At 61.8% G+C, this 26,638-nt stretch carries 39 protein-coding genes, 1 tRNA gene and 1 pseudogene; 25 read left to right on the forward strand and 16 right to left on the reverse strand.

Features of this window, described 5'->3' with window-relative positions:
• Positions 1-152: 152 nt before the first annotated feature.
• Both QCE69_RS22545 and QCE69_RS22550 read left to right on the forward strand, forming a co-directional pair.
• The gene (locus tag QCE69_RS22545; protein WP_309923318.1) at positions 153-1,352 is read left to right on the forward strand and encodes a mechanosensitive ion channel domain-containing protein; all 1,200 of its coding nucleotides are present in this window, start codon (positions 153-155) and stop codon (positions 1,350-1,352) included.
• A gap of 787 nt (positions 1,353-2,139) precedes the next feature.
• Complete coding sequence (locus QCE69_RS22550) at positions 2,140-5,082, forward strand: autotransporter-associated beta strand repeat-containing protein (protein WP_309933095.1); 2,943 nt, start codon at positions 2,140-2,142, stop codon at positions 5,080-5,082.
• Positions 5,083-5,084: 2 nt separating this feature from the next.
• Here QCE69_RS22550 and QCE69_RS22555 read toward each other — a convergent pair whose 3' ends face one another.
• The 3 genes and pseudogenes from QCE69_RS22555 to QCE69_RS22560 form a co-directional block, all read right to left on the reverse strand.
• The gene (locus tag QCE69_RS22555; RefSeq protein ID WP_409021238.1) at positions 5,085-6,050 is read right to left on the reverse strand and encodes a tyrosine-type recombinase/integrase; all 966 of its coding nucleotides are present in this window, start codon (positions 6,048-6,050) and stop codon (positions 5,085-5,087) included.
• 3 nt (positions 6,051-6,053) lie between these two features.
• A pseudogene (locus QCE69_RS39580) lies at positions 6,054-6,170 on the reverse strand (phage integrase Arm DNA-binding domain-containing protein); the annotation flags it as partial.
• On the reverse strand, positions 6,160-6,399 hold the full coding sequence (locus QCE69_RS22560; RefSeq protein ID WP_309933099.1) for an excisionase: 240 nt from the start codon (positions 6,397-6,399) through the stop codon (positions 6,160-6,162). The pseudogene QCE69_RS39580 and the gene QCE69_RS22560, both read right to left, overlap by 11 nt.
• 68 nt (positions 6,400-6,467) lie before the next feature.
• Here QCE69_RS22560 and QCE69_RS22565 point away from each other — a divergent pair, with 68 nt between their 5' ends.
• Positions 6,468-6,698: a hypothetical protein gene (locus tag QCE69_RS22565; protein ID WP_309933101.1), complete on the forward strand. Its 231-nt coding sequence runs from the start codon at positions 6,468-6,470 to the stop codon at positions 6,696-6,698.
• A gap of 3 nt (positions 6,699-6,701) precedes the next feature.
• Here QCE69_RS22565 and QCE69_RS22570 read toward each other — a convergent pair whose 3' ends face one another.
• The 4 genes from QCE69_RS22570 to QCE69_RS22585 are packed head-to-tail and all read right to left on the reverse strand — an operon-like array spanning position 6,702 to position 10,218.
• On the reverse strand, positions 6,702-7,076 hold the full coding sequence (locus QCE69_RS22570; RefSeq protein WP_309933102.1) for a lipoprotein: 375 nt from the start codon (positions 7,074-7,076) through the stop codon (positions 6,702-6,704).
• A 1-nt stretch (position 7,077) separates the two neighbouring features.
• Positions 7,078-7,506 carry an HNH endonuclease signature motif containing protein gene (locus QCE69_RS22575; protein WP_309933103.1) on the reverse strand — a complete coding sequence of 143 codons (429 nt, stop codon included), beginning with the start codon at positions 7,504-7,506 and terminating at the stop codon, positions 7,078-7,080.
• 31 nt (positions 7,507-7,537) lie between these two features.
• Positions 7,538-8,665 (reverse strand): site-specific DNA-methyltransferase, encoded by a 1,128-nt coding sequence (locus tag QCE69_RS22580; RefSeq protein WP_309933104.1) that lies wholly within the window; start codon positions 8,663-8,665, stop codon positions 7,538-7,540.
• Positions 8,662-10,218 (reverse strand): DNA cytosine methyltransferase, encoded by a 1,557-nt coding sequence (locus QCE69_RS22585; RefSeq protein ID WP_309933106.1) that lies wholly within the window; start codon positions 10,216-10,218, stop codon positions 8,662-8,664. The genes QCE69_RS22580 and QCE69_RS22585 overlap by 4 nt, the downstream gene beginning before the upstream one ends.
• Positions 10,219-10,899: 681 nt before the next feature.
• Here QCE69_RS22585 and QCE69_RS22590 point away from each other — a divergent pair.
• Complete coding sequence (locus QCE69_RS22590; RefSeq protein ID WP_309933108.1) at positions 10,900-11,106, forward strand: hypothetical protein; 207 nt, start codon at positions 10,900-10,902, stop codon at positions 11,104-11,106.
• On the opposite strand, the gene QCE69_RS22595 is transcribed toward QCE69_RS22590, so the two are convergent.
• The gene (locus QCE69_RS22595) at positions 11,103-11,753 is read right to left on the reverse strand and encodes a hypothetical protein (RefSeq protein WP_309933109.1); all 651 of its coding nucleotides are present in this window, start codon (positions 11,751-11,753) and stop codon (positions 11,103-11,105) included. The two genes, QCE69_RS22590 and QCE69_RS22595, sit on opposite strands and share 4 nt — an antisense overlap.
• A gap of 35 nt (positions 11,754-11,788) precedes the next feature.
• On the opposite strand from QCE69_RS22595, the gene QCE69_RS22600 reads away from it, so the two are divergent.
• Entirely contained in the window at positions 11,789-12,001 is a 213-nt protein-coding gene (locus QCE69_RS22600) for a hypothetical protein (RefSeq protein WP_309933111.1), read from the forward strand.
• A gap of 66 nt (positions 12,002-12,067) precedes the next feature.
• Here the strand turns inward: QCE69_RS22600 and QCE69_RS22605 are convergent, their stop codons facing one another.
• From QCE69_RS22605 to QCE69_RS22635, 7 genes are all read right to left on the reverse strand, one after another.
• Complete coding sequence (locus QCE69_RS22605) at positions 12,068-12,901, reverse strand: YfdQ family protein (protein WP_309933113.1); 834 nt, start codon at positions 12,899-12,901, stop codon at positions 12,068-12,070.
• Positions 12,902-12,933: 32 nt separating this feature from the next.
• A complete protein-coding gene (locus QCE69_RS22610; RefSeq protein WP_309933114.1) occupies positions 12,934-13,263 on the reverse strand; it encodes a hypothetical protein in 330 nt (109 codons plus the stop codon).
• A gap of 245 nt (positions 13,264-13,508) precedes the next feature.
• Positions 13,509-13,631 carry a hypothetical protein gene (locus QCE69_RS22615; protein WP_309933115.1) on the reverse strand — a complete coding sequence of 41 codons (123 nt, stop codon included), beginning with the start codon at positions 13,629-13,631 and terminating at the stop codon, positions 13,509-13,511.
• A complete protein-coding gene (locus tag QCE69_RS22620; RefSeq protein ID WP_309933117.1) occupies positions 13,628-13,792 on the reverse strand; it encodes a hypothetical protein in 165 nt (54 codons plus the stop codon). Before QCE69_RS22620 ends, QCE69_RS22615 begins: the two co-directional genes overlap by 4 nt.
• Positions 13,793-16,035: 2,243 nt before the next feature.
• Complete coding sequence (locus tag QCE69_RS22625; RefSeq protein ID WP_309933119.1) at positions 16,036-16,251, reverse strand: hypothetical protein; 216 nt, start codon at positions 16,249-16,251, stop codon at positions 16,036-16,038.
• A gap of 71 nt (positions 16,252-16,322) precedes the next feature.
• Positions 16,323-16,478, reverse strand: a complete 156-nt coding sequence (locus tag QCE69_RS22630; RefSeq protein WP_309933120.1) for a hypothetical protein — start codon at positions 16,476-16,478, stop codon at positions 16,323-16,325.
• A gap of 37 nt (positions 16,479-16,515) precedes the next feature.
• The gene (locus QCE69_RS22635) at positions 16,516-17,370 is read right to left on the reverse strand and encodes a S24 family peptidase (protein ID WP_309933121.1); all 855 of its coding nucleotides are present in this window, start codon (positions 17,368-17,370) and stop codon (positions 16,516-16,518) included.
• A gap of 82 nt (positions 17,371-17,452) precedes the next feature.
• Here QCE69_RS22635 and QCE69_RS22640 point away from each other — a divergent pair, with 82 nt between their 5' ends.
• Positions 17,453-17,668: a helix-turn-helix transcriptional regulator gene (locus QCE69_RS22640; RefSeq protein ID WP_309933122.1), complete on the forward strand. Its 216-nt coding sequence runs from the start codon at positions 17,453-17,455 to the stop codon at positions 17,666-17,668.
• 105 nt (positions 17,669-17,773) lie between these two features.
• On the opposite strand, the gene QCE69_RS22645 is transcribed toward QCE69_RS22640, so the two are convergent.
• Positions 17,774-18,022, reverse strand: a complete 249-nt coding sequence (locus QCE69_RS22645) for a hypothetical protein (RefSeq protein ID WP_309933124.1) — start codon at positions 18,020-18,022, stop codon at positions 17,774-17,776.
• 130 nt (positions 18,023-18,152) lie between these two features.
• On the opposite strand from QCE69_RS22645, the gene QCE69_RS22650 reads away from it, so the two are divergent.
• The 19 genes from QCE69_RS22650 (at position 18,153) to QCE69_RS22740 (ending at position 26,636) form a co-directional block, all read left to right on the forward strand.
• Positions 18,153-18,278, forward strand: a complete 126-nt coding sequence (locus tag QCE69_RS22650) for a hypothetical protein (protein ID WP_309933125.1) — start codon at positions 18,153-18,155, stop codon at positions 18,276-18,278.
• A 31-nt stretch (positions 18,279-18,309) separates the two neighbouring features.
• Positions 18,310-19,035 carry a hypothetical protein gene (locus QCE69_RS22655; protein WP_309933126.1) on the forward strand — a complete coding sequence of 242 codons (726 nt, stop codon included), beginning with the start codon at positions 18,310-18,312 and terminating at the stop codon, positions 19,033-19,035.
• A 159-nt stretch (positions 19,036-19,194) separates the two neighbouring features.
• Positions 19,195-19,524 (forward strand): hypothetical protein, encoded by a 330-nt coding sequence (locus QCE69_RS22660; RefSeq protein ID WP_309933127.1) that lies wholly within the window; start codon positions 19,195-19,197, stop codon positions 19,522-19,524.
• The gene (locus QCE69_RS22665) at positions 19,521-20,609 is read left to right on the forward strand and encodes a hypothetical protein (RefSeq protein ID WP_309933129.1); all 1,089 of its coding nucleotides are present in this window, start codon (positions 19,521-19,523) and stop codon (positions 20,607-20,609) included. The genes QCE69_RS22660 and QCE69_RS22665 overlap by 4 nt, the downstream gene beginning before the upstream one ends.
• On the forward strand, positions 20,606-21,109 hold the full coding sequence (locus QCE69_RS22670) for a hypothetical protein (RefSeq protein ID WP_309933130.1): 504 nt from the start codon (positions 20,606-20,608) through the stop codon (positions 21,107-21,109). Before QCE69_RS22665 ends, QCE69_RS22670 begins: the two co-directional genes overlap by 4 nt.
• Positions 21,109-21,699: a hypothetical protein gene (locus tag QCE69_RS22675; protein ID WP_309933132.1), complete on the forward strand. Its 591-nt coding sequence runs from the start codon at positions 21,109-21,111 to the stop codon at positions 21,697-21,699. Before QCE69_RS22670 ends, QCE69_RS22675 begins: the two co-directional genes overlap by 1 nt.
• Entirely contained in the window at positions 21,696-22,163 is a 468-nt protein-coding gene (locus QCE69_RS22680; RefSeq protein ID WP_309933133.1) for a hypothetical protein, read from the forward strand. Before QCE69_RS22675 ends, QCE69_RS22680 begins: the two co-directional genes overlap by 4 nt.
• Positions 22,160-22,582: a nuclease domain-containing protein gene (locus QCE69_RS22685; protein WP_309933134.1), complete on the forward strand. Its 423-nt coding sequence runs from the start codon at positions 22,160-22,162 to the stop codon at positions 22,580-22,582. Before QCE69_RS22680 ends, QCE69_RS22685 begins: the two co-directional genes overlap by 4 nt.
• Entirely contained in the window at positions 22,579-22,980 is a 402-nt protein-coding gene (locus QCE69_RS22690; protein WP_309933136.1) for a hypothetical protein, read from the forward strand. The genes QCE69_RS22685 and QCE69_RS22690 overlap by 4 nt, the downstream gene beginning before the upstream one ends.
• The gene (locus QCE69_RS22695) at positions 22,977-23,465 is read left to right on the forward strand and encodes a hypothetical protein (RefSeq protein WP_309933137.1); all 489 of its coding nucleotides are present in this window, start codon (positions 22,977-22,979) and stop codon (positions 23,463-23,465) included. The genes QCE69_RS22690 and QCE69_RS22695 overlap by 4 nt, the downstream gene beginning before the upstream one ends.
• Positions 23,466-23,474: 9 nt before the next feature.
• Positions 23,475-23,729, forward strand: coding sequence for a hypothetical protein (locus QCE69_RS22700; RefSeq protein ID WP_309933138.1), 255 nt, complete (start codon positions 23,475-23,477; stop codon positions 23,727-23,729).
• 81 nt (positions 23,730-23,810) lie between these two features.
• Positions 23,811-24,056, forward strand: a complete 246-nt coding sequence (locus QCE69_RS22705; RefSeq protein ID WP_309933139.1) for a hypothetical protein — start codon at positions 23,811-23,813, stop codon at positions 24,054-24,056.
• Positions 24,053-24,268: a hypothetical protein gene (locus tag QCE69_RS22710; protein ID WP_309933140.1), complete on the forward strand. Its 216-nt coding sequence runs from the start codon at positions 24,053-24,055 to the stop codon at positions 24,266-24,268. The genes QCE69_RS22705 and QCE69_RS22710 overlap by 4 nt, the downstream gene beginning before the upstream one ends.
• Positions 24,265-24,615, forward strand: a complete 351-nt coding sequence (locus QCE69_RS22715) for a phage protein NinX family protein (RefSeq protein ID WP_309933142.1) — start codon at positions 24,265-24,267, stop codon at positions 24,613-24,615. The genes QCE69_RS22710 and QCE69_RS22715 overlap by 4 nt, the downstream gene beginning before the upstream one ends.
• A 14-nt stretch (positions 24,616-24,629) precedes the next feature.
• Positions 24,630-24,809: a hypothetical protein gene (locus QCE69_RS22720; RefSeq protein ID WP_309933143.1), complete on the forward strand. Its 180-nt coding sequence runs from the start codon at positions 24,630-24,632 to the stop codon at positions 24,807-24,809.
• On the forward strand, positions 24,806-25,261 hold the full coding sequence (locus QCE69_RS22725) for a hypothetical protein (protein WP_309933145.1): 456 nt from the start codon (positions 24,806-24,808) through the stop codon (positions 25,259-25,261). The genes QCE69_RS22720 and QCE69_RS22725 overlap by 4 nt, the downstream gene beginning before the upstream one ends.
• Positions 25,262-25,353: 92 nt before the next feature.
• Positions 25,354-25,429 (forward strand) — tRNA-Met (locus tag QCE69_RS22730).
• A gap of 8 nt (positions 25,430-25,437) precedes the next feature.
• Positions 25,438-25,830 carry an HNH endonuclease gene (locus tag QCE69_RS22735; RefSeq protein WP_309933146.1) on the forward strand — a complete coding sequence of 131 codons (393 nt, stop codon included), beginning with the start codon at positions 25,438-25,440 and terminating at the stop codon, positions 25,828-25,830.
• 284 nt (positions 25,831-26,114) lie between these two features.
• Positions 26,115-26,636: a terminase small subunit gene (locus QCE69_RS22740; protein ID WP_309933147.1), complete on the forward strand. Its 522-nt coding sequence runs from the start codon at positions 26,115-26,117 to the stop codon at positions 26,634-26,636.
• The last annotated feature ends 2 nt before the right edge of the window (positions 26,637-26,638 follow it).

Consider the following 26,638-nt stretch of genomic DNA (forward strand, 5'->3'; position numbering starts at 1 on the left):
GCTTCAATGCGGCCTGGCGCGCTCCGCACGCCTGAATAACCCCACTACAATGAGCGCCGCACCCGGCGCGTCAATTCTCATTCGAATGGCCTGAGGAATCGGGCGGACCCGCCGCGCATGGCGACAGCGTTCGCCCCCTTCCTGGAGCGTCCATGTTCGGTAACTTGCGTATCGAAAGAGGCCCTGACTGGCAGGTCCACGTCTCCACGGACAGCTGGATGGTCGCGACACTGCTGGTCGTCGCGCTGCTGCTGGGCATCCTGCTCGCAAGCACCGTCTGCTATTACCTGACGCGCTGGATCATGCTGATGATCGTCAGCCGGCTCGCGCGCAAGGAAGGGCGCAAGTGGCTGGTCGCCGCGGAGCGTCATCGCGTGTTTCACCGGCTCGCGCCGCTCGTGCCCGCGGCGATCGTGTTCTGGGCGGCGCCGCTGCTCACCGGGCTGACCTTTCCGATCATCCCGGCGCTCGGGCAGCCGCTCGCCATCCTCGCTGCATGCTTCATGGTCGTGACGCTGGTGCGCGCCGCGCTCGCGCTGCGCGACAGCATCGAGGAACGCTACAGCCACTTTCCGTCCGCGAGCGAGCGGCCCATCAAGAGCTTTCTGCAGATCGCCACCATCGTGGTCTATCTGGTCGCGCTGATCGCGATCGTCTCGATCGTGCTGGAACGCTCGCCGGTCTATCTGCTGACGGGCCTCAGCGCGATCACCGCGCTGCTCATCATCATCTTCCGCGATTCGCTGCTGGGCTTCGTCGCCAGCATCCAGCTCGCGGCGTACGACATGCTGCGCGTGGGCGACTGGATCGAGGTGCCGGGTTTCGTCGCCGACGGCACGGTGATCGATATCGCGTTGAACACCATCAAGGTCCGCAACTTCGACAACACCATCGTGATGTTGCCCAGCCAGGTGCTGCTGGCGAACAGCGTCAAGAACTGGCGCGGGATGACGGAAGCAGGCGCGCGCCGGTTGCGGCATGCCATCCATTTCGATGTCGATACGATTCGCTATCCCGACGATCGCTTGCTCGCGCAATTGCATGAGGCGTTCGACCTTCCGCTCGCCGTGCCCGACGACGAACGCCGCACCAATCTCGGGCTGTACCGCCGCTATCTCGGCGCGTGGTTCAGGGCGCATCCGGCGGTGCGGCGCGACATGCCGGTGGTGATACGCCAGGTGCAGTCGGCGGCGCCCGTGCTGGCGCTGGAAATCTGCGTGTATCTCGCGGAAATCCGCTGGGAGCGCTACGAAGCGCTTCAGTCCGACATGCTCGATCACGCCTATGGCGTCGTCCCGATGTTCAGCCTGCGCTGCTGGCAACCGGACCGCGGCACAGCCGTAATGCAATGAGCCAATGCTCGTTTAACGGGTCGACAGGCATGAATGCGGCAGTGCGGCATTCCGGATTCAATGATATCGATTTAACTTTCTCGATTAAAAGATTGAATCGAGTCCGATTAACTGGAATACGGACTGCTTCCACAACATAAATTGCCGATTGCCTGCATTATCGCGGGTTATTTTTTCTGCCTGTTGTCTTTTGCTCAATCCTTTCGCGCCTGAAGAAAACGGGGATGCAAAAAGAATGAAACCCGATAATTGAAAGCGAATTGCGTCGGACGATTTCGTTTATCGAAACAATAATAAGGTTTGATTGATATGAACATTGCTTTCAGGAGAATAATTTTTCTGCCGAAGGCGTGCGTTGAGAGACAACTGAGCTTGGAGGCGAAAGAGAGGGTGGCCTATGCTTGCGCTTAGCCGTTAAAGAGAAGCTCGACGAAGGATGAGTCCTGGCTTTTTTTGAAGCGGGTGTGAGACAGGAGCGCCGTAAGCCTGAGGAACAGCGCAAACGTTTCCAAAACCCGTGCTAAAAGGACCACTTCGTCGGCTCAAAACCTGAGAGAACTGCGTGCGCCTGAAAACCGCTCCCGCCACACCGGGAGCGGTCGACAATGCACGCAAGCCGGAGCTGACGATGGCCGTCGAATACAGCTTTGCAAGAAAAAATGATCTGGTCGCATCTTCGCGCTTCGGTTGGTTTAACTCCTTTCCCCTATTCATCGCTTTCTCCCTGGCGATAATCGCCAGCCTGGCGAGCACTGACGCGCAAGCGCTCTGTCTCGGCACGACTTCGGTGTCGTGCACAGGCGCGAATGGCGCCTTTGTCGGCACGACGCCGCAGCAGACGGTGACCGTCCAGTCCGGCGCGACGCTCACTCCAGGACTCGGCACGGCGCTCAGCATGTCCGGCGCCAATCCGACGCTCGTCAACAACGGCACCATCGATCCCTCGCTGCTCGGCGTCCTGAGCGTGCTGGCGACGGGCGCGGTGGTGGGCAACGCGTCGGCGAACAACGTGAGCGTCACCAATGCCGGCACGATCAGGGGCACGACGGGCCTGCTCGGCGTCAATCTCGCCGACCTGACCGGCCTCGCGCTGGTCGCGCAGAACGGCACGGGCGGCACCACGACGATCAACAACAGCGGCACGCTGGGCACGACGGCGCTGCTTGGCGTCACCCTGATTCCCAACGACGCAGCCACGGTGGCGTCCTACGGCGGCGCGCGCACGGACTTCACCAACACCGGCACGATCAACGGACGGGTCGCGTTTCAGGCGCCGACCTCGGGAGCGGGCAACACCTTCACCAATGGCGGCACGATCAACGGCAGCGTGTCGATGGGTGCGGGAACCACGAACACGTTCACGGCGCAGACGGGCTCGTCGGTGAGCACCGCGCCCGGCGCGAGCCTGAACGTGCTGGGTGTCGCGGGGCTGTCGCTGGGCTTTGCGGTGCCGGGCATCGTGGACGGCGGCGCGGGCGGCAACAACACGCTCTTGCTGACGCAGGCGGGGGGCGGTCCGACGACGGGCACCATCAATACGTCGAACTACATCAACTTCCAGCATCTCGGCTTGAACAGCGGCACCTGGACGCTCAACGGCGCCTCGACGGTGCTGGACACGACGCTCCTCGGCGGCTCGACGGCCATTTTCAATGATGGCGGCGCGTTCGGCACCGGCACGATCACGTCGACCGGCGGCACGATCCAGGCGGGAACCGCGGGCCTGACGGTCGGCAATGCGGTGACGCTCGGCACGGGCGGCCTCACGGTGCAGGGCACGAACGGCACGACGCTCTCGGGCGTCATGTCGGGCACAGGTGGCCTCACGAAGAACGGCACAGGCACGTTGACGCTTTCGGGCGCGGACACCTACACCGGCGGCACCAGCATCAACGCCGGCACGCTGGCGCTGGGCGCGGGCGGCAGCCTGGCGCCGGCCGGCGCCGTGACGCTCACCGGCGCGGGGGCGGGCTTCAATATCGCGGGGGCGAGCGGGCCGCAGACCATCGGCGGGCTGAACGGCGTGGCAGGTTCTCTTATCGGACTCGGGGCGAACACGCTGACGTTCGGCGATGCCAACAACGGCGCCTTCGGCGGCACGATCAGCGGCACAGGCGGAATCGTCAAGAGTGGTACGGGCACCGAAACACTGACGGGCGCGAACACCTACACCGGCGGGACCACGATCAACGCCGGCAAGCTCGCGCTGGGCGCGGGCGGCAGCCTGGCGCCGACCGGCGCGGTGAATCTCGCGGGCGCGGGCACGTCGTTCGACTTGAGCGCCGCGTCGGGCGCGCAGACCATTGGCGCGCTGAGCGGTATCGGCGGAACGTCAGTGCTGCTGGGGGCGAATTCGCTGAGTCTCGGCGGCGCGACCAGCGCGGCGTTCGGCGGCGCGATCAGCGGCACGGGCGGCATCACCAAGACCGGCACCGGCACCGAAACGCTGACCGGCGCGAACACTTATACCGGCGGCACGACGATCAGCGGCGGCACGCTCGCGCTGGGCGCGGGAGGCAGCCTGGCCTTGACGGGCGCGGTGAATCTCAACGGCGCGGGCGCTGCGTTCAATATCGCGGGCGCGAGCGGCCCGCAGACCATCGGGGCGTTGAGCGGGATCGGCGGGACGTCGGTTGCGCTCGGCAACAACGGGCTCACCTTCGGCGATGCCGGCAACGCCACGTTCGGCGGCGCGATCAGTGGTGCGGGCGGCATCACCAAGGCGGGCACGGGCACCGAGACGCTGACCGGCGCGAACACCTTCACCGGCGGCACCACGATCAATTCCGGCACGCTGGCTCTGGGCGCGGGCGGCAGTCTGGCCTCGACCGGCGCGGTGACGCTCGCGGGCGCAGGCTCGGGCTTCAACATCGCCGGGGCGAGCGGGCCGCAGACCATCGGCGCGCTGAACGGCGTGGCGGGCTCGACGATCGGACTCGGCGCAAACACGCTGGGATTCGGCGATGCCGGCAACGGCACGTTCGCCGGCACGATCAACGGCACGGGCGGCATCGTCAAGAACGGTACGGGAACCGAAACACTCACTGCGGCCAACACCTACACCGGCGGCACGACGATCAACGCCGGAACGCTCGCGCTAGGAGCGGGCGGCAGCCTGGCATCGACGGGCGCGGTGAATCTGGGGGGCGCGGGTGCATCGTTCGATCTCAGCGGCGCGACCGGCGCGCAAACGATTGGCGCGCTGAGCGGAGTCGGGGGAACCTCGGTGGCATTGGGCGGGAACGGACTCACGTTCGGCAACGGCGCCAACGCGATCTTCGGCGGCTCGATCGGCGGAACGGGCGGGATCACCAAGGCGGGCACGGGCACCGAGACGTTGACGGGCGCGAATACCTACACCGGCGGGACGACGATCGGCGCCGGCACGCTGGCGCTGGGCGCGGGCGGTAGTCTGGCGTCGAACGGGGCGGTTACGCTCACGGGCCTGGGTTCGGGCTTCGACATCAGCGGCGCGAGCGGGCCGCAGTCGATTGGCGGTCTGAACGGCGTAGTTGGATCGACGATCGGTCTCGGCGCCAACACGCTGGCATTCGGCGACGGCAACAACGGCACGTTTGCCGGTGCGATCGGCGGCACGGGCGGCATCGTCAAGAATGGCGCGGGGGTCGAAACGCTGAGCGGCGCGAACACCTACACCGGCGGCATGTACTTCCGGCTCCAAACGCCCGCCCAGCTTAGATTGTTCAAAAATCGTTCACTATTTGTTTAAAATTAGGTAGGGCCAATGCGTACCTTCACAGGCTCTGCTCCACGCACGTCCGCATAAAGGTCGGCCATCGTGTCTGACTTGTGTCCGAGCAACGCCTTGGTGTCGACGTTGCCTTGCTCGATGTAGAGACGCTTGCTGAGACTACGGATCTCGTGAAAACTCGGCGCGCCTTTTCCCTTGATGCCGGCCAATTTCCGGGCGGCGGCGAAGCGCGTGCTGATCGTGCCTCGCTGCACCGGGTCGCCGACGTTCGTCGGCCCCTGACGGCGCACGTGATGGATCAGATATTTGCTTACAACCCCGGTTGAGCGACAACGCGCGATAACATCCGAGAGTGACATTCCGATCGCGTCGAGCCGCAGTTCAATAGGAATGGCGATGCGCGCACCAGTCTTGGACCGCTCAAGTATGGCCATATTCCCTTTCACGAAGGCGCGTTCCCACCGGGCGACGGTAGATCTGTCTTGGGCAGACACGAGCGCTAGCAGCATAGCGTTCTCCAGCCAGGGTGCCACGTCGCCTGCCTTTGCGCGGATCGAGTTGAACGCTTCGAGCGTCAGCCTTTGGCGCTGAACTTTGATGCGTGCGCGATCCGTGGCTTCTGCGGGGTTCTTGTCCATCCACCCAAGAGCCATACCCCGCCGGCAAATCGCGCGCAGTCGGCTTCGAATGTTCGCGGCCCATTGCATCTTCCCTGCAGCCTCGAACGACTCCAAGACCTCGGCGATGTGCTTCGTAGTCAGTGCCGAGCACGCAATGTCGCCAAGGCGCGCCTTGATGGCACGGTCCAGATACTTGCGCTGGTCGATAGTTGCCTTCGCCACGCCGGCATTCGACATCTTTAGCAGCAAGTCAGCTACCGTCTCCCCCGTGTCATTCATGCGCTCGACAAGCCGCTTCCCCGGCGCAAGCTCCTTGAGCTTTGCATTCGCTTCGACGACCTCGAAGATAGCTTGTTCGACCGGCATATAGCCGAGCGTGATGCTCTTTTTCGTCCTCGGGTCGCGCCAGACGTAGTATCCCGGACGAGGTTCGTGCAGATTCGCGGGCCAATTGGCCCGGCGGCGAATGCGAGGCCTAGCTGCCATAACCAAAAGCCCTGTGGACGAGCCGCGGGGTCTCGATCGCGTTGCGGAAAACCGCCTTTTCGTCGACGTAATATGCGCGGCCGACTTTCTCTGGCGCTGGAAAGATCTTTTTGTCCCGGATCCATTGCCGGGCCGTGCGGATCGCGGGAGGCGGATCGAATTCGCGCCTCAGCCATTCGTCAAGCCTAATCTTCATCTCGCTTCCCTCAAAATAGCGCACCACGCGCATTGAATTCGTTGAATTGCTTCTGCATTTCACTTCCTAAAGTTTTGCCCAAGCGTGCCGATACAGTGGCCATGAACAAGAGCCAAGCAACCCATATCCTTGAATCCTCCGACCAGGATGCCGAGACCATCATCGCGGCTCAGTTCGGTGAATACGACGACGACAACAGCGTGCATCGCCATGCGCATCAGGCCGTCTTCGAATCGCTGGTGAAGGCCCGCGCTCCGGGATACACGCACATCGACCTGCTTGCGATCCTCGAGCCGCCGTTCGAGCAACTCAGACCATCACGCCTGCACTGACGCTCACTTGATCTCGATGTTCGGCACCAGTACTGCCGGCTTCCAGACCGCCTTGTAGTGGTAGTCGCTCACGGACGCATCCTCGAGCTGCTGGACAACGTAGGTGACGTTGCGCGACAGCCCGAGGAATTCCTTGTGGAAGCGGGTTGGGCCGGTCTTGCACACGACCGACAATTCCCCGGACTTGTCCTGGTTGCCCAGCGAGCACAGCCCTTCGATGGTCAGCATGATGGTGTCGCTCTGCGTGTTGTAGAACACGATGCGGCGCTGGATCTGGAAGTTGTCGGCAGCCTTGGACAGGTTGCTCGAGGCGATGTCTGCGTCATTGCAGCCAGCGAGCACGGCCATGCAGGACGCGGCCAGAATCAATTTTTTCATCTCAATTTTCCCCTTTGATCGGCGCGCGCGGTGCTGCGCAGCGCTCGAAATAGAACACGATTGGCGCTTCCAGAACGTGGAGCATCCCGAACCTGAGCGCGTGCCGAAAGGTGGGCGAGTTGTTCGTCAGCACCTGGATGGTCCGCGCCAGCTTGCCGCGCCAGTTCTCCAGCGACATCGCGTGCTTGTCGATGTTGCAGGGCGGGCACGCGGGCATGTAGTTCGTCAGTACATCGCGATCGGGGCGCGTGGTAGCGCCGGCTCGCCACTGCGCGCCGCGGGCGGTCTGGACGATTTCCAGCTTGCGCAGCGACGGCTCGACATGGTCAACGTGCCAGCGCTCGGAGAGCTCGGCGCCGCAGTACGCGCACCGGCCGCCGAACATCGTGCGCACGGCCTCGCGGTCCGCCTTATTCAGTCGGGCCATCATGCTTCTCCTTGGCAATGGCGGCGGTAATGCGTCATGCCGACTCCAGCATCAGGCCTAGCTGGCGTAGGCGATCGCGCTGAAGCTGCTCGTACTCCGGATTCAATTCGCAGCCGATGAAGCGACGGCCGAGACGCTGCGCTACCTGTCCTGTCGTGCCGCTGCCGAAAAACGGATCGAACACGACGTCACCTGGGCGAGACCCGGCGAGCACGCACGGCTCGACGAGAGCTTCCGGGAAGGTCGCGAAGTGCGCTCCGTCAAACGACTGCGTCGGAATCGTCCAGACCGAACGCTTGTTTCGCAGGTCAGCTCCGCCGGCCTCGCGCACCTTTGATGCGTAGTCGACGAGCCCGGCCTTCGTTCTGTGATGCTCATCGCCGCTTTCGTAGGCATCCGCGCCGCGATGCGTCTTGTTGCCCGGCCCCTTGTACCGGCCGGTCATTTCGCGATGGCCGCCGTCTCTCGTATCCCATCCGGACGGGACACGCTTCACGCGCTCGCGGCCGCGTTCTTCCGCGTCAGTGCCGAATCCAAAGCCAACGCCGCGGGGTTCTAAGCCGGATACCGCCTGTTCCTTCACGGCCTCCGCGTCGTAGAAATACTTCTCGCTCTTCGAAAGCAGGAACACGTACTCATGCGCCTTGGTGCAACGATCGCGCACGCTCTCCGGCATGGGGTTCGGCTTGCTCCAGATGATGTCCTGCCGCAGATACCAGCCCGCGTCCTGCAGCGCGAACGCCAATCGCCACGGCTGGCCCATCAGGTCTTTCGGCTTCAGATCCGTGCGCCAGCGCGAGCCGGTACCGGTGACGCGCTTCTGCGCTTCGGTGATCTGCCGCGCGCTGATGATCGAGCGATCGGACATCTGGCCGTTGCGCCCCTGCGCGCCCCATGATCCAGCGTATGCATCGCCCATGTTCACCCACGCGGTACCGTCATCGGCAAGCAGCTTGCGGCACAGTTCGAACACATCGACGAGCGTGTCGATGAACTCGCGCAGCGTCGGCTCGTGACCGATCTGGCCATCGACGCCGTAGTCGCGCAGGCCCCAGTACGGAGGGCTCGTTACGATCGTCTGCACCTTCCTGCCTTCGGCGATCATCGCGCGCATCGTGTCTCGGCAGTCGCCGAAGTGGCATTGATCGATCCATCCCTTCATGCTGCAACTCCAGAAATTTGCTTTTCATGCGCGAAGTTCGCGACGATCAGTGCTGTGGCCAGGTCTGGGCAGACGCTGTTGCCGATCATCCGGACCTGCGAGGTCTTCGACAGCGGCTTGCCGTTGAACAGCGGATCGAGCACGTAGCTGTCCGGGAAGCCTTGCGCGCGCGCCAGCTCGCGGGGCGTGAGCATGCGCATGCCGATGTCGACGATCGCGTAGTCCTCGCCGCGGATGGTGACCAAGCCGAACCGGTCGTGCGTGGGCACGGTGTGCAACGGCTCGCGCAGGTCGACGCCGTCTTTCTCGTTGCCGTAGTACTTCACCAAGAAGGCGCGCACCTCGGCGTGGTGCATGCCGCCGGCGCTGATGGTGTGCAGCGGTTCGTCCGTCGGCTGGCCGTCGCGGCATGTGCCGCGCAGCTTGATCAGATTCGACGTCACGAGCGCGTGATGGTCGACGGTCGTTACCGTGCCGGCCGGTACGTCGATGGGCGTGCCAGTGACGCCGCCATAGTGCTTCGCAAGGAAGGCCGCGACGAGCGCATGTTTCGCGCCGCCGGCGACGATCGTGCCGAGAGGCTTGTCCAGGCCCGGCACGCGCGGCGCTTGGCCGGGCCGCTCGCCGTATCCCGTCTGCACGAGCGTGGGCACGATCACCGCCTGCTCGCCGCGGTGGGCGCCGGTCACCGTCGCCAGCGGGAAATCGATGCTCGCTGTGCGGTCGGCGCCGTGATGCGTGAGATGGACGATGAACGGGTCCGCGCTGTTCACGACGAACTTCATGATGCCGCGCGCGATGCGCCGCAGCGTTGCGTCCTTCAGCGGGCGCGTGCGCTCGAAGATCGACGGGCACGGGATCGACCAGTCGATGCATTCCGCCGCGGTGCGCCACGGCTGCAGCTTGCCGGACTTCACACCGGCGCTCGCCGGCGCGCCGTGCGTCGGGGCCGGCCAGACGATCGGCAGGTGGTCGCGCCGCGCGACGAGAAACAGGCGCTTGCGGATCGTCGGCGCGCCATAGTCGCAGGCGCGCAGCTCGCGCCACTCGACGCGGTACCCGTGGCGCTGGAGCGCGTTCACGAACGAGCGGAACGTGCGGCCGCGCTGCTTCGAATCCGGCCGGCCCTCGGGCGTGAGCGGGCCCCAGTGCTGGAACTCTTCGACGTTCTCCAGCATGATCACGCGCGGCTTGACCTTCGCCGCCCAGCGCAGCGCGATCCACGCCAGGCCGCGAATCTTCCTGTCGACCGGCTTGCCGCCCTTGGCCTTCGAGTGGTGCTTGCAGTCCGGCGACAGCCAGACGAGCGCCACCGGCTGATTCCCTGTGATCTCGTCCGGGTCGACGTCGAACACGCTCTCGCAATGGTGCGCGGTGTGCGGGTGATTCGCCGCGTGCATCGCGAGTGCCTCGGGATCGTGGTTGATTGCGACATCGACCGGGCGGCCGAACGCGCGCTCAAGGCCAGTGCTCGCGCCGCCGCCGCCGGCGAAGTTGTCCACGATCAGCTCGCTGCCGAGGTCGAGCGGCAAAGAGATCAGGTCACGTTTCATGCGTGTTCTCGTAATGTGTTATCCGGCGACAAGCGCCGAAACTTGGTAAGTCGACGTGATACGATTTGCTCCTAAATCCGGAGCCTGCTATGTCACGCGATCCGATCAGAGTCGGCACCCTCGAAATTCAAATCTCCGTACAGCCGTTACGGGACGGTGGTTTCACATACACAGTCGTCGAGATCGAACATGGCGGCGCGCGTAGAGTCGAAAGCCGGTTTGACAGCCACCTTCGCTTCGAAACCGAGGAAGAGGCATATGAAGGCGGTGCCATAGACGCACGTCGACGCGCAAAGAGAGTTGACGGCTAGCTGGAACAGACCGTCCGATCGTCGGTGCTGAACACCAGCTTCCCCACCGCGAGCAGGGAATGAGTACTCAAGACAGTTTTCATTCGCTCCTTTTTGAGCTCAGAAAGGAGGGCCGCTCGGCCGAAGAGATAGACGAGTTCAAGTCTCGGTGGTGGCTGTCGGGCAACATCGCCTGTCCGCACTGCCTACTCGATCGACGTAGCGAGCAGCCGCTTTTCAAGATCACGGGTACCGAGGGCAGTTCGTATGCGCTCGTGTGTCCGAGTTGTCGTCGTCGGTTTGCAGTGAATGTCGATTGAACGTGTGGTCTGTCCATTCGATTTTGCTTTTCTCGCCCATGCTAGGATTCCGCGAAATCTTGGAGACAGACATGTCGACTCATAAATACAAAGGTCACACGATCGATGTGTGGGTCAAAAAGCTGGGTAGTCGCTACGACTGGGAATTCAAAGCGGGCGATCTTCCGCTTCGCAGAAACTCGGGTTTCTTCGCGCCCTCCGAGGCCGTTGCGGAGGAAGAGGCACTGTCATTGGCCCGCCGTATGCTCGACCAGATGATCGAGAGGGGGCACGGCTAGACGCGTCGGAATTCGACGACCCAGACCCACGGATTGGAGGCCCATGACACATCGCCGTTGATGTCGCGCCAGAGACGCGCGAAGCCTTGACGGTAGGTGGGCTGGCCAATGTTCACCGTCTCGCCGTCGACATCCAGCCACGCCGGCGGCGCGCCTTCGGCTTGGGCGTCGTCCTCGGTGATCTGGTCGAGGCGCTCGACGCGCACGCCGGTGACTTCGAGGGTGATGCGCGACATGGCGCCCGGCATGTGGATAGCGGGCCGCTTGCGCAGCTCGTAAGGCTCGATAAAGTCCGGGTCGTCCGACTCGCCCCAGCCCCACGCGGCAGCGTTCGCGCCTGCCTCGGATTCGACAAACACCGGCCCGACGTATCCATTTCGCCCGACGTCGTACGTCGTCTCGCGCAACCACAGGCGGTCGCCGGGCTTCCCATATCGGCAGCGGATGTGATTGCTTACGACGTTCGCGGCGCTGCACCAAGCCCATTCGCCGGTGGGCTCGTCGGCGCCGCGCGCTTCATCTTTCCCGCGAAACTGGAAGATGTGATGCGCTCCGGTCGGCTTCACGACGCGCCGCGTCTGCGTCTTGCGACCGTCGAGCAGAGCGCGCACCATCGGGCCGCTGAAAAGGATCGGACGTTCTTTCATGCTAGGATTTCCTTTCAACGAACTTGGGGTGAACGATGGCCACGCCGAACGAACAAAGCCTTGTTGCCGGAAAGCTGATCATCGTCGCGTTGGTTCCCGGAAAAGGCGAAGCGACAATCTCAGTTGGGAAGTCACGTCCCGCGAAGGTCCGCATCCAATCTTTCTTGGATGCGGGCCTTGACGAGCGAGAAGCTTTGAAACGGGTAATGGAGATTGCATCCATCGCCGTGCAAGCGGCCGCGACCTGACGGCGGTTCTAACCCAGACGGCAGGACATAAGGCCAGCCCGCTTTCTCGTTCTTTAGCCGGAAGATCTATTCGGGCGTGCCGAGCAGGATCTTCGTGGCCGTCTGCTCTTCGAGCTGCGCCCAGACTGCGCGGAACGCGGCTTCGAGCACCTTGTGCGGGCGGATCAGCTCGTACCAGATCTTCAGCACGCCATCCTTGATGCGGTACTTGATCCGCGCGTCGATCGAGTACGGCGCGCCATTCTCGAAGACAGGGATGCTGAGCGTGATCTGTGACGGCATCGCGATCTTGTTGCCAGTGGCGTTCACGTCTTCCTTCCAGACGAAGTTCGTGCTCCCGTCCTGGAGGCGCGCTGCCGACACGAAGTTGCCTTCCTTGCTGGCTTCGAAGTTGAGCGCGATGCTGAGCATCGTCGAGCCGTCCGGGCTGATGATGTCGGGCAGGTTGTCCTCGATCAGTTCCGCGAGTTCAAGCTGGCCCATCGGCTGGCGGTCTTTGCCGGTCCACGTCTTCCACTCGCGGGAGGCGGGCACCGGGAACTCGACGCGGTACGCGCGCCAGTTGGCTCCATCGTGCGCATCCTTGAGCGACCCATACGCGCGGTGGTCGTCGATCACGCCGAGGATGCGCGCCGGGTCGAGCGACGCGTAGATGAGGCTCTCGGCGCGCTTCTGGCGGTTGAAGTACGCGATGAAGCTTGCAGCGTCGCGCAGCTTCACGGTGCCGGTGGCACGCGCGGGGCTTTCGTCGCGTTCGAAGATGTGCTCGAGCTTGTAGCCTTCCGGCACGACCGCGTACGGCACGCCATCGGGCAACGGGCTCTTCTGCGGACCTGCGAGCGCGGTGCCCGCACCGAGGATTGCTGCGACATCTCGTTCGTCGTGGAATGCGTTGATCATCTGCTTTTCTCAGTGGTGGATGGACGTGTTGCTCAGCCGTGGGCGGCGGAGCGGGAATCGGCGAGCGAGATGCCGGGCAGCTCGGTCTGGCGCTCGCTGTGGCGTGACAGGTTGTTCTCGACGGTCGGAAAGAAGACTTCAGCCGATTCCTTCTCGCGCGGCAGGGTGGAGATGACCTTGCCGGTCACCTCGAGCGCGTCCTGGACTTTGGCGAACGGCTTCACCTCGACGGTGATCGTGATCTTTCCTGCCTTGCCGGTGTCGCGGACCATCGCGACGAGGGTGTTCAGTTCGTTCGTCGCTTCTTCGACGACTGCGCCGCCGCGCAACTCCATTAGCGTCTGCGTGAAAGCCTTCTTCATCCGATCCTCCGATCGTGTGGTTGAATTTGTTGGCCGTGACTCTCCGGCCTGTCACGCCTGGCGTCGGTGGCGCGCGGCGTTCTGTTGGGGTTTCAGTTCCCTGCCGGCCACTGGATGCGGTTCTTGCGCTGCTCGATGTCAGCCAGGCGTTCATCAGCGCCGCGCACCAGCAAATACGCCATGGCCGCGCAGATAAGCAGTCCTATGCAGATTAAAAACATGGTGAGCCTTTTTGGGAGGGTGATTCAGATGCAGCGCGTGTGAGCGCAGCGTTCCATTTGAGCGTTGCGGTGCGACGTTTCTGAGTCGAGGGCGAGGAATACGGCCACGACGATGAGCGTCACGCCCCAGATCTGCCAGAGCTTCATTGCCACAGAGCCTTGGCGGGCACTGCCACGCAAAGGAACCAGCAGAAGCCGACTGCGATGAATGTCGCGGTGGCCATGCCGATCGTCTTGTAGATCGTCTGCACGTCTTGCAAGCGCTCGACGTCGCGAAGCAGGGCGTTGTCGTTCAAAACACGATTCATGTCGATCTCCTTGTCTTACCGCTGCGTCATCGCGTGGCGCACTGGTGAGACATCCGGCACTCTCGTGGCCGGTGGCCGGCGGATTCCTCCCCTGCGGGTCTCCGCGCGCTGGCACTCTTAAAGAACGATCGCATTCCGCCCAGGCGGTGCGCGGCCTCGTCAGATCGACACCAGCCAAATGCCACTCACTGTCGCCAGGATGCCTACGACGAGACCGACGCTTACCACTGCCAGCTTCACCATGACTGTCTCCCTAATGGCGGGTGAGCGCATGGGGGTATAGTAGTCCGACTGCTTTTATAAGTCAACAGTCCAACTAATAATTCGCTAGGGTAATTTGTAACAAGGGAGGGAAGGGAAGTGTTGGTTGTGTTCAGGCAACAAAAAGCCCGCGCTCGGCGGGCTTAACCTGCGAAGACGCAGGCGTTCTCAAGTGATTTTATGTTGATGCCGGCTCTGTTTGCCAGTTTGTTGCCCTCGGAGGCAAACTGAATTTACGCCCAAGTAGCGTGGGCGCAAATTGGTGAACGTCCGGACTAAATACTTCCATAAAAGCGTCGTTATCCCTCCGGGTAGGGGGCGCAGGCAAAAAAAATCCCGCCAAGGGAAGCCGATGGCGGGACGTGGCTACCCCGTGAAGGGTAGAAAGTTGGGTGTCGCGAAGTCAGTATATAAAGCGGATCACAGAAGGCAAGGTCGAAAGACAAGAAAAAGGCTGCTGGGCTGAGGCCAGCATTACGGTGAACTTAGGCTAGCAGCCGCAAGGACCCGAGAGAGTCGGTGCTCGCCTCGACGACATTATCTGAGGGTCGCATCACAAATTTACCCAGTGCTCTGTTGATTACAAAGCTAACAGTAACCTTTTGTAAATCGTCACTTACCCTCGAAACCGCCGCCTATCATAAGAGAAATACGAGCGGAGGTCGCCATGATAAGGATCGGCGGTTATTACGTGAAGTGTTCGACCGAGGATTACAACGGCGCCTGGAGAGCAATAGTGGACTTCTCACACGTACGCAAGCACGCGAATGAGAGTCCAGTGGCGGCGCGGTATTCGGTGCCCGTGATTCTCACTACGCCGACAGCCGCAGAGCTCGCCGCACTAGCATGGGCGCGCCGACTGGTCGAGACAAGTTGGGAGAGCATTGATCTGGCGATTGAGGGGGTGCAGCTGGACAGCGCAGCGGCGGTGGATGATCCACAGCAACATGCACAGATACCGCTGCCTCTCTAGATGCTTTCGTTGTCTATCTGTGCGAGCAGATCGGTCAAGATAGCCATTTGACTTGGGATTAGGGTGGCAGAATCGAGCAAGTCGGTTATGCGTCGGCGCCAATATGCTCGGGGCAATGTCGGATTTGGCTCACGAAGTGCGGCCGAGACGGCAAGACGCAGATGACTGACCTCCGCGTCGGTCATCAAAAGCTTTGGCTTCACCAGCAGGGGTACCAGCTTCGGTTCCATACCCCTTATATCGGCATGGAATTCGCGTTGTAAAGAGCGCGTGGACAAAAAGTGGGCAGGCGTGCGATTCGCCAGCGGCAGGCAACAAAAAACCGCTGGAGCGGATTTGGATGGCGCGGGCAGAAGTTACTTCTGGGCTGGCGCGGCAGCCGGAGGTGTGGTCGTCGTGGAGGTTGGAACCTGGATTACGATCGGCGGGCTCGATTGTGTTGGCGCGGCGGGTGGCGTCATAAATCGGCTTGCGATGCCGGTCGCGATGACGGCCCCTACAACCCACAAGATAATTTAGTTTCGGCTCTGGACGGGCGTGCATCGACCCCGTCATCCGTCGCGAGGTCAGGCAGCTTCGCTTCGATAATGGCAACAGCGTGTTCGAGTTGTTTCAGACGATCGTCCATGCCGCCATCATTGCCGTTCCCACTGCCCCCGTCAACCGGCCTGTGCACCGTGGTGAACTGTCGAACCTGACCCATCAGCTATTCCTCAATCGAGCGATCACGTTCAGGCGGTTGTAGAGCCAAAGGTATCCGCAAACCGCGCATTCTACGGTCACGACGGGAAGCGCGGATGAAAGGATGCCTGTGCCCTTCGCACAAGCGAGGGACGTGCATGCTGCTCCATTGTCATGCACGATCATCCCAGGATCTTTCGTATGGCATGATGGGCATTCCGCGATGTGGATGCCCACTTTTTCCGCGTATTCCGCGAAGACGGTCGCATCGATTGGCCGGTCAGTATCCATACGCAGAGTTCAAAATGGGCATCGCAGACAGCACCGCTCACTCATCTAGCAACGAAGAGACGTCTACTGTGGTAGCCACGATCGTACCGAGGAGCTGGTCAAGGAACGTCCGGAGTTCCGGCGTAAGGCCTGATTTATTGAGCTTTGCGGAGATTTCGTCGATGTGCGCTTGGATCTCGCCGAAGCCGGCTTGGTAGGTGCGGAGTGCCTCGAACATCTGCGTTTTGGTCCAGCGAAGTTCGTCGTTCAACACGGTCAAGCCTCAATGTTTCAAAAGGAATTAAAGATAGCGATGCGCAGCCTGCATGAACCTGCTCGACTTCTCTACACGTGCGGCACAGAGCTGCCCTTCGACATGAGATCGACGATGCAGATGAGCGCGGCGAGGATCGTCCCGCCGGCGAACAGGCGAGACACGCTGCGTCGGCCGCTGTCGACGACGACGACGATCATGCGGGTAATGATGTAGAGGCCGATCATGAGGCCTATATCCGGAATCATCTCAACCTTTCCCTCGTTACATTCGTTGTTTGATTTTTCTCGCGGGCACTGGGTGCGCCACGTAGTAGAGCCAAGTGATGTCAGCTTCTTTGAAAAGCAGTGTTCCAGGCTCGTTGTACGACGCCAGCGTGATGCCGCCTCGTCGTGAAATCAACCGCTTCAACATCGTTTCGCCGGTTGCCAGCCGCACAAGTACGTCGTCTTCCAACTCAGGCTCGGTGCCCGGCTCGACGAGTGCAAACTCGCCTGGGTTGTACCGCGGTGACATCGACGTGCCGACGATAGGCGATAGAAAAGCGTGCGGATCCGTTGTCGCAATTTCCGCGAACTCGTCTGTTGCTCCCACTGGGTAGTCCCCGTCAGTCCAAAGTCTCTCAGGCATTCCGCCCTGCGCGCGCCCAACAACAAATACGCGCCGGACGTTCCAATTGTCTACGGAATACTGGAGAGGGACCGGGACGTTTCCCGTCTCGGTTCTCATCTGTAAGTTTCCAGTATTCCCGCCTTGGTGCGTCGTCGATGGACTGAACTGAACACCGTTTTCAGCGTTCTTTGAAGAATTGACGTCCCCCGTTTCTTTTGCTAAGGGGAGCAGGCCTTTGTCTCTTAATTCACTCGTCAATTGCGGACTGATCTCCTCCGGACGAACGTCAAAGAGCTTCGAGAAGGCCATGAGTTTGTCCGGGTTGAGAGGGATCTTTCCCTTCAGATATTGACTGAAGCCGCTTTGACCAATCCCGAGCTCTCCGGCGGCCACTTCCTGCGACTTCTTTAAGCCGGCGGCCGCGCGCTGATCCTGCCAACGATGAAAAAGCTGATCGAGGCGTTTCGCATCTTTTAGTTGGGACGGGGTGAGTGGTTTCGCGGGCATGGCGGAAAGATATAAGTATGGCTAATATTAATCAAGCAGTCAGGCTGTTGACAATAGTTAGCAGTCGGACTAATATGACTGCATGAACGGACTAATCACACTTCGCAAGCGTCTCGCGCTGTCGCAAGCCGAAATCGGGGCGGCGATCGGCATCACTCAGTCGACGATCTCGCAGAGCGAGCGCGGTGACATCACGCTGTCGGTTGAGGTCGCGAAGCGGCTCGTTCAGTTCGCTCGAAGCAAGGGCATCAAGGCCACGCTCGATGAGATCTACATGACGGATGCGGAGGCTGCGTAATGGGAATCAAGTGTCTGTATGCACGGGTCGTCCTGTGGCTGATTCGTCCGGCGCTTGACGTCCGAGCCAAGCAGCAGAAGGTCGACTTGGACCTACATCGACAGGTCACTCTTTCGGTACGAGAGTCAATTTTTGAGTCTCGTCGCCGCTTTTGACGTGGTCGATTGCAATCCTCAAGGACCGCTTGGCTTGCTCGTGAGTAGGTTCATCATCGGACAACCCCTCGAAAGCCGCGCTCAATGCCTTGGTAAGGACGCGGCGCATGTCAGGCAACGGACCATCCAAGTAGTTGAGAAGCGCGCCCAATACGTAGTGGTTGGCAACAGCAACGTCAAGTTCTGAGTAGTCGTTCATGGGGTTTCCGTTCAGGTCAGCTTCAAGGTGTGGGAGCCAAGATTCTGCCAGAGGACGGAGACCCCACCAGCAACAGGAGAGAGTGGTGCAAGTAGCGCTTACGGCGGCGGTACAGAAGGAGATTCGAGCAATGGCAATCGACATGCTGCGTGATGGTCACAGCGTGGAGCGTGTCCGGGAGGCGATGAAGAATGCGGCCGTGCTGTTCCGCGAACTGCAAGCGGACTCAGCAGGACCAGCCAAAGCAACGAAGTAAGCGGCGCCGCGTCTGCGGCCGGTTTGGATGGATGGCCTACCGGTCTGACATTCGCAGTACTAACGGCGCAATGGTCTCTCGCGCTTGTTGTCATTTTTGTTCTACCCCGTCAAACGTGTCGTTTTTGTTTAGACGGATAGTACTTACCCTTAAGGGAACGGTCATGCGAATCGAATCGCAGAAAACGAAGTTGGCGATCCTGTCTGACCACGTCGAGGCGTGGAAGGCCCGCGTAGGCAGCCGCGAATCGGTCGCGCTGCTGATTGTCGAAGCGCACCGCGCATGGGGCGGCGACAAGCTGCCGAAGCTTGACTTCGACATGTCGGGAGACGCATTCACTTGCGCGAAGAATGCCGCGGATCGCATCTTTCGCTGGCTCGACGACCGCACGAAGGACGGCAACTTCATGCCGGCTAACTTCGAGCGCTCAATCCTTGCGGCGATGCCCGAAGACCTGCGCATCTCGTATCTGAATGAGTGGCTGGGTCAGATCGACGTGACAGCCCGGCAACGCTCGTCTGCGGGCGAACTCGACGTGAACCCGCAAGCCATCGTCCAGGCCATTGTCCGCGCAAATCACCGCACCGAATCCGACGCGGCCGACCTGCTTGATGGAATCGATCCCGGCGAACTGCCGCGTCTGCACAACAGCCTGGTCAACGACGTCACTGTGAAGAAGACGCTGATCGGGCAGGTCGAGTGCGCCATGCAGCGCACCGGCGAGGCCGTCGTATCCCTGTTGAAGAAGGTGTCGTGATGAGCGCCAGTCCCGATTTCATCCCCACGCCGTATCCCGAATGGCTCACGGGCTGTTTCTACGACGGCCCGCAGGCCACAGACGCTGATCGTGCTGCCGTCCAAGCTCGCCCGGCGGACGCGGCTCGCCTGATCTGTCTCGTGTGCGGCGAGGCCGTTCGTGAGGACGGTCATCTTCCCTGTGGCCACGACAGCATCTGAGGTCACCATGCAAGCTTCGCAAACCCAAATCGATGCCTTCCATTCGCTGTCGACGGATGACGTCAGCGCGTCGAAGCGCAAGATCCTCGATCTCTTCAAAGGCGATCGCCGAGTTCTGCTCACGCGCGACGAGATCGCCGCCCGCACGAACATGCAGGTGTCGACCGTGTGCGGCCGCGTGAACGAGCTCGTGATGGCCGAAGCGCTCGCTGTGCGCGACTCCGCGCGTCGCCCTGGCCGTCGCTGCCGCCAGCAACTCATCGGGTTGCCGGCTGAGGTGGATGCGTGAAGCTCTCAGATTTGCTCCGCGAGATCGGTCGCCCGATCGCCTATCACCCTGGCCTTGCGCCGAAGCTCGGCGGGGTAAACGCGGCCGTCCTGTTCGGTCAGCTTTTCTATTGGCAGGCACGCACGCAGAACCCGCTCGGCGTGTTCAAGACGGCTGATGAGTTGCAGGAAGAAACAGGTCTTTCGTACGAAGAGCAGCGCAACGCGCGCAAGGCTCTGCGCACGCGTGGCGTACTGGTGGAAACGAACAAGCGACTCGAGCACAAGCTGTATTTCCGCATCGATGAAGATGCCCTCGAAGCCCTTCTATCGGGCGCCGCGCCGAAACGGGAAAAGTCCATTTCCCGAAATGGGGAAAGTCCATTTCGGGAAACAGGGAAAGTCCAGTCCGCCGACGAGGGAATCCCCACTCCGCCGACACGTGAAACCCTCGACCGCGGAGAGGGGAAAGACCATGTCGTTATTCAGACAAAGACTACTGCAGAGACTACAGCAGCAGCAGCGCACGCGAAGCCGCCTGTGGATAACTTTGCCGCTGCTGCTGCCTGTGATTCAAAAAGCGAAAGCAACCCCGAGCGCGATCTCACGGATTTGCTGATCGCGCTGGAAGCGCAGCGCGGCAAAACCCTGACCATCGATCGCAGCAAGGATCGCGTCCATGTGCTCACGTGGGTCGGCAAGGGCGCCAATGCCGAGCATCTCCGAGAAGCGCATCGCCGCGCCGCCGCGCGCCGCGATGAAGACGGCGACGAGCGCCCGACCTATCCCGCGTTCGTTTCTCCGTTCGTCACCGAGGTTCTGGCGCCTGCCGCCGTTCCCGCATCGACCGTTGCTGCGCACGTTGGTGAATGGTTCAAGTCGCCCGAGGGCGTGGACGCGAAGGGCAAGGAACTCGGTCAGCGTGAGCGCAAGCCCGACGAGGACTGGCGCTACTACCGGGTGCTCGTGGTCCGTGCCGCGAAGGATCGGAAGGCCGCTGAGCACGTGCTCAACGATGCGCAGCGTTTCAACTCGGTCGACCTATATCAATTCGCGCGCCGGATGTTCGGAGATGCGCTCATGCCTGTGGACGACTACGCGTCATGAGCAAGAACTCACTCCGTTTCCCTGAGAGCGCGATTGCGGATGGCCGGATGGGCACGTCGACCGTATGCGAGCCGTGGCCAGCTCGGCAATCGAGCGAGCATTCGTCAGCCGCGCCGTCGATACCTCATCGCCAAGCCGTTGCGCCCGCGAAGAGAGCGCTTCACGCGCTCGGCCGCCTTCGTGATGGCGAAGAGAACGCTACAGAAAAGCGGTATGCCGCGCACCTGGAGCAGCGCAAGAGCGCAGGCGAGATCCGGTGGTACCTGTTCGAGGGCATCAAGCTGAAGCTCGCGCCGAAGAGTTTCTTGACCGTCGACTATGCGGTCATGGCGGCGGACGGACAACTCGAAATGCATGACGTAAAGGGCGCGCGCGCGATCTTCAGCGATGACGCGAAAGTGAAGATGAAGGTCGCCGCGGACAAGTTTCCGTTCGTGTTCAAGGTCGCGTTTCCGAAGAAGCAGCGCGACGGCGGCGGGTGGGATGTGGAGGAAATCTGATGGGCAAGAAATGGACCGACCGCGAAGACGCGATCGTTAGAGAGATCTGGGACGGCGAGAAGCTGGTTAAGGAAAGCCTGCATCTGTTGCCGACCCGAACGGAGCGCGCGATTCTGGTCCGCGCCCAAGCGTTGAATCTCGGCCGCCGCACCGGCCGGGCGGCGTTCGCGCGCTCCGCGACCTATAAAGCGCTCAAGTCTCTGCTTCAGGGCGGTGCTGTGCTGTCGTCGCCGGATGTCGCCGACAGGTACGGGTGCTCAGTGAATCACGCCGGATACTTGCTGAAGCATGCCCACGTGATGAAGCTCACGCATATCGCTTCATGGCGCCGCGCGTACCCCGGCGGCCCTTACATGCCGGAATACGCGTGGGGAGGTGCGTCCGACGCTGAGAAGCCGGACCCGAAGTCGCAATACGAATACAACCGGACCCGCTACCTGAACAAGCGCTTGAAAGAAGGAAAGACGATCGGCAACGTGTTCGCTGTAGCGATGGCGCAGGTGATGGGCGATGAGCTGCCGCCGATCAAAACGAAGAAGCCTGTCCATGGAGGCTACCGTGCGCGGGTCTTCACGCAGGAGGCCGCGTGAAGATCGGGGAATGGATCATCTCGCGCATCACGCGGCGCGCGCCGGACGTGGTGATCGGCGGGCACGACAACCCGTATCTGCTTCGCTGGTGGGTCATCCCGCGCAACCGCTTCTTCAACGTCTATCTGCATCGCTTCCTGCGCAGCGATGACGACCGTGCGCTGCACGATCACCCTTGGACGAATCTGTCGATCCTGTTGCGCGGCACGTACACCGAACACACGATCGCGCCGGGCGGCATCAACGTGCGCACCGAGCGCACGGCGGGCCAATGGAAGATGCGGCTGTCCGGCACGTTCGCCCATCGCATCGAACTGACGCACGGCGAGTGCTGGACGATCTTCATGACCGGCCCGCGCTATCGGCACTGGGGTTTTCACTGTCCGGAGCATGGCTGGGTGCACTGGCAGAAATTCACGGCACCGAGCGACTCGGGTGCGATCGGCAAGGGGTGCGACCAGTGAAGCGCACCGCGCTGCAACCGAGCAAGAAGCCGATGAAGCGCTCGCCGTGGCCGCTCGCTGATCGCGCGACGGCGCTGCGCCGCTCGACGCTGAAAGCGCGCGTGAAGAAGCCGACCGTCGAGGAAGGCTCGAAGTATCTGGCGGCGTGCCGCGGCGAGTCCTGCTATCTGCGCGTGCTCGGCGTGTGCATCGGCCGCAACACGGTCGTGCCATGCCATTCGAACCAGGCGCGCCACGGTAAGGGCATGGGCATCAAGGCGAAGCACGAGTTCACAGTGCCCGGCTGCCAGGCGTGCCATGCATGGATCGATCAGGGGCTGGCGCCGCGCGAGGAGAAGTTCCAGCAATGGGATGTTGCGTACGCGAACTGGGAGCCTGTACGCGCCGCGAAGATGGGATTGACGGAGAAAGCAGCGTGAGAACGATCGAGCCGATGCGGCTGACTATTCGGGTGCCTGTGGCGGGCGTGGTGACGGAGAAGTGGGCGCGCGGCCGCATGCTCATGACGACCGAGCAGTTGCCACTGATCGCAATGGTTCACGGCATGCGCCGCGTGCGCAAGCTGGATCACGGCGGCAGGCAATACATGTTCATGGCGCTGGCCTACATCCAGGTGGGGTACCGGCGCGAAATACCGGAGCGGGACCGGGTGACCGACGAATACGCGTGGGTCGAATGCCTCTACGCGATGAACTGCAGCCTCAAGTCCGTGGCGGCCTACGCGATCGAGACGCTCGATGCGTTTCGCGAAAGCAACGATTACCAGTGGCTCGCCGCAGATGCGCCGACGCCGGCAACGCGAGGAGACGCAGCATGACGCCAGCCCGATTTCATGCAGCAGTCTGCGGCCAATCTGCCATCGCGAAGAAGGTTCTGGAGATGGTGCCGATACAAGAAGCGTGGTCGCGTTCAGAGATCGCGCTCAACTTGCGGCGAGTGACGAAAAGCTCGCCGGATGTCGCCGTGCTCGACGGCTGTCTGGCCCGCCTGAAGGATGCGGGCCTCATTCGCGAGAGCCAGAAGGGCAAATACCAGCGGATCGAGATTCGGGAAAAGGAGGCAACAGACGTGTCGACAGCAAAGCGGGAAGAACCTTTCGTAAAGGCCATCGAGCCGAGCAAGTCGCCGATCGACATTCTGTCGGGGCTGTCCGAGCGAGTGCGCAAGATGGCTACAGACCTCGTGGAGTTGGCATCCGACATCGAGACGGCGGCGTTGACGATCGAGCAGGGCAACGCGGAGAGCAATGCGAACCTCGAAAAGCTGCGCCAACTCCAGGCGCTGCTCAAGAGCCTCGCATAGGAGCCGAACGTGATCAAGATCCATACCGGACGCACCAACACCCAGACGCACCGCGCAGTCCTTGAACCTGCGCAGATCAAGCGCATCCTCGCTGAACATGTGTGCGCCGCCGCAGGCGTGCCGCGCGAGAGTGCCGGCACGAGCGTTTCGGTGCAACTCAGTAGCCGCATGGGCAACTACGGAACGGAATACGAGGCCATCGTCACGATCACCGTCGATTTCGAGAAGCTGCCCAGCGCTGCGGAGGTATCCAGTGATTCCTGACAACTTCGATCCGCTGTGGGTGGCGCTGGGCATCAAGCGCCGTGACTGGAGCCAAACCAGCCAACCGAAAGGAAACTGAACATGGAACGCACACAGCATCCATCGAACAACGCCGTGCTCGGCGCGCCGCAGGGCTGGGATCAAAAGCAGCTTCCATGCGGCGCCCTGCCTATCACGCGCATCGCACATGAGGGCGTTGAACACGTCGTGTCTTTCTGGAAGCCTTCGCCTGCCGAACTTGCCGACCTCAACAATGGCGGTCTCGTCGCCTTGTGGGTTGTCGGCACGACGCATCCGCCTCTCTCGATCGCAGTGGAGCCGAAATGACCGAACGGCGCGTGGAAGTGAAAACCTTCGAAGTCGACTATGCATGTGACGTGGACGGCTGCGACGGCCTCATGCGTCCGACGGGCATGTCGTTGATGTCACACCCGCCGAAGTTCACGCACGCCTGCACTGTTTGCGGCGCGCGCCGCGCATTCGACGTTCGCTATCCGGCGCTGGTCTACAGGCGCGTCCAAGCGGGGGCCGGCCAATGAACGTCGCTCAACTCGCCGGTGCGCAACTCGACTACTGGGTGGCGAAGGCCGAGGGTATGCAAGCCGAAGTGAAGCACGCCTGCGGCATGGACTGGTGCCAGGTCGACGTGCAGTACGTCGGCTTCATCCAGTATCAACCGTCCGAGAACTGGCACATCGCCGCGCCGATCGCCGAGCGCCAGCGCTACGTGACATACCCGCGCGTGCGCGAGGACGGAAAGATCGAATGGCTGGCGGAAGCGCAGTTGAATCCCGAGTTCCACGCCATGTTCGCGGACGAGTCGCCGAAGGTGGCCATCTGTCGGCTGCGCGTCGCGGAAGCGTTCGGTTACGAGGTGAACGAGTGAGGCGCTTCGAGTTCATGGATCCGGCCGTCGTCCTTGAGCGCAAGCAGGACGGCACATGCCTCGGATGCGCGGCGCTGGATCTCTCTCGCTGGGGCGGCACGCGCAAATACGTGTGCAGCCAAGGAAATCAAAAGGCGTCGACGGAATGGACCGCGATGCGTCGATGTAGAAAATACGAATCGGAGGATGTATGACGGAGCAAGAACTCACAACCCGCCAAAGCAATGCCGCCGACGACAACATGAATCGGTGGGTCGAGTGGTGCCGCACGCGCCGTTTCTTCGCGCCGCAGGTGAAGCAGAACGTGCTGGCCAGGCTGCAAGCGCCGCGCGTGCTCAGCGCTGGCGAGCCCGACTCGTTCCTCGAAGCGGACATGCCGTACCTCAACATGGCAATCCATGCGCTGTGCGAGCAGGGCGGACATGAGGACGAGGCCGAGTGCTTCCTCGGTATCTACTGGTTTCGCACGAATATCAAGGCGCTTGCGGCCGAGCGGCAGTGCGCGCGCGGCACCATCTACAATCGCGCGCGCCGGTTCGCGGTCCGTGCGCAGTCGCTGAGCCGATCGATCCGGCGCGTGCACGAGCAGCACATGGGTGAGACGTGTTCAAAAATCATTGAACAAAATAGTTGTACTACCGGTTGAACACTTTGGGCTAAAATCACGCCCTAATAGATAGGCTGCGTAACTGCCTCTAAAGCCCGGACGGTTCGCCGCTCGGGCTTTTTGCATTCAACAGCGGGTGTAAGCCACCGGTAGACAGCGAGTCTCATAAGCTCGAAGCATGCGGTTCGATTCCGCACCCCGCTACCAACAACGCCATGAACCGACCGAAACTGCAAACCCTCAAGCCGCGCCTGCAACAGGCCGCTGGCCGAGTGGCGACGATGCAGCCAGGTTCGTGGCGTACGGACAAGTCGAGCAGCACGCAGCGCGGCTATGGGTACAAGTGGCAGAAGGCGCGCGGCGCGTTCCTCGCCGCTCATCCCTTCTGTGCTTTCTGTTTGCGTGACGCAGGCATCATGGCGACGAGCATCGAGGCGATCGTACTCGCATGCACCGAGCGCCGCATCGCATTGCCGTACGCGTCAGTCGTTGATCACATGGACCCGCACCGCGGCGACATGCATGTCTTCTGGGACAGCAGCCGCTGGCAAAGCCTGTGCGCGCGGCACCACAGCAGCGAGAAGCAACGGCAGGAAGCGCAGGGCTGAGCGAGACGGCTGGCATGGTTTTTACAAATTCATAAAAATCTTATTTTTTTAAGCGAAAAAGCATCGCGAGGGCTACGGACTGCCTCATATATGAGCAGACCCTCACACTTTCGTGAAACTGTTGCGTGAAACCAACGCGCGCGGACGACTTCGCACCGAAGTGGTGCGAATTGTAGAAATTTCCGTTGTAAAGGTGGGGGTGGGTCGAAAGTTCACAGGTAATTTCGTCCTAGACCGCCCGTTCCCTCACGCGCAGAAAATTTCCCCTTTTTGGAGTTTTGTTAATGGCTTTAACAGCGAAGAAACGGCTGTTTGCCGACGCTGTTTTGGCCGGCAAGTCCAATAAGGACGCGGCTGTCGAGGCCGGATACAGCGTAAAGACGGCCTCGGCCGCGGGTTCGCGCCTTGTTAAAGACCGGGACGTAGCCTCGTACCTTGCCGAGCGTCGAAAGAAGGGGGCGGCGAAGGCACCGCGTGCGCAGAAAGCTGCGGCGGCGGCCGAAGACGCCTCGGGCTCCGCCGAAGATGAGGCGATGGCGGGCGCCGCACTCGCGGCCGGGTTCGACCTGACCGCGATGACTCACTTCTCGGATCCGAAGCAGTTCCTGCTCGCTGCCATGAACGACGGTCGGACCGAGCCGCGTCTGCGCGTGACGGCCGCGCAGGTGCTCATGCCATTCGTGCATCAGAAACTTGGTGAGGGCGGGAAGAAAGAAGCGCGCGACGAGGCCGCCAAGAAGGTCGCGAGCCGGTTTGCGCCGGGTGCGCCGCCTAAGCTGGTAGCGAATGGCGGCAAGAAGGTCTGAGC

Origin of the sequence: Caballeronia sp. LZ032 (genome assembly GCF_031451315.1) — a bacterium.
In the GTDB taxonomy this organism is placed as follows: Bacteria; Pseudomonadota; Gammaproteobacteria; order Burkholderiales; family Burkholderiaceae; genus Caballeronia.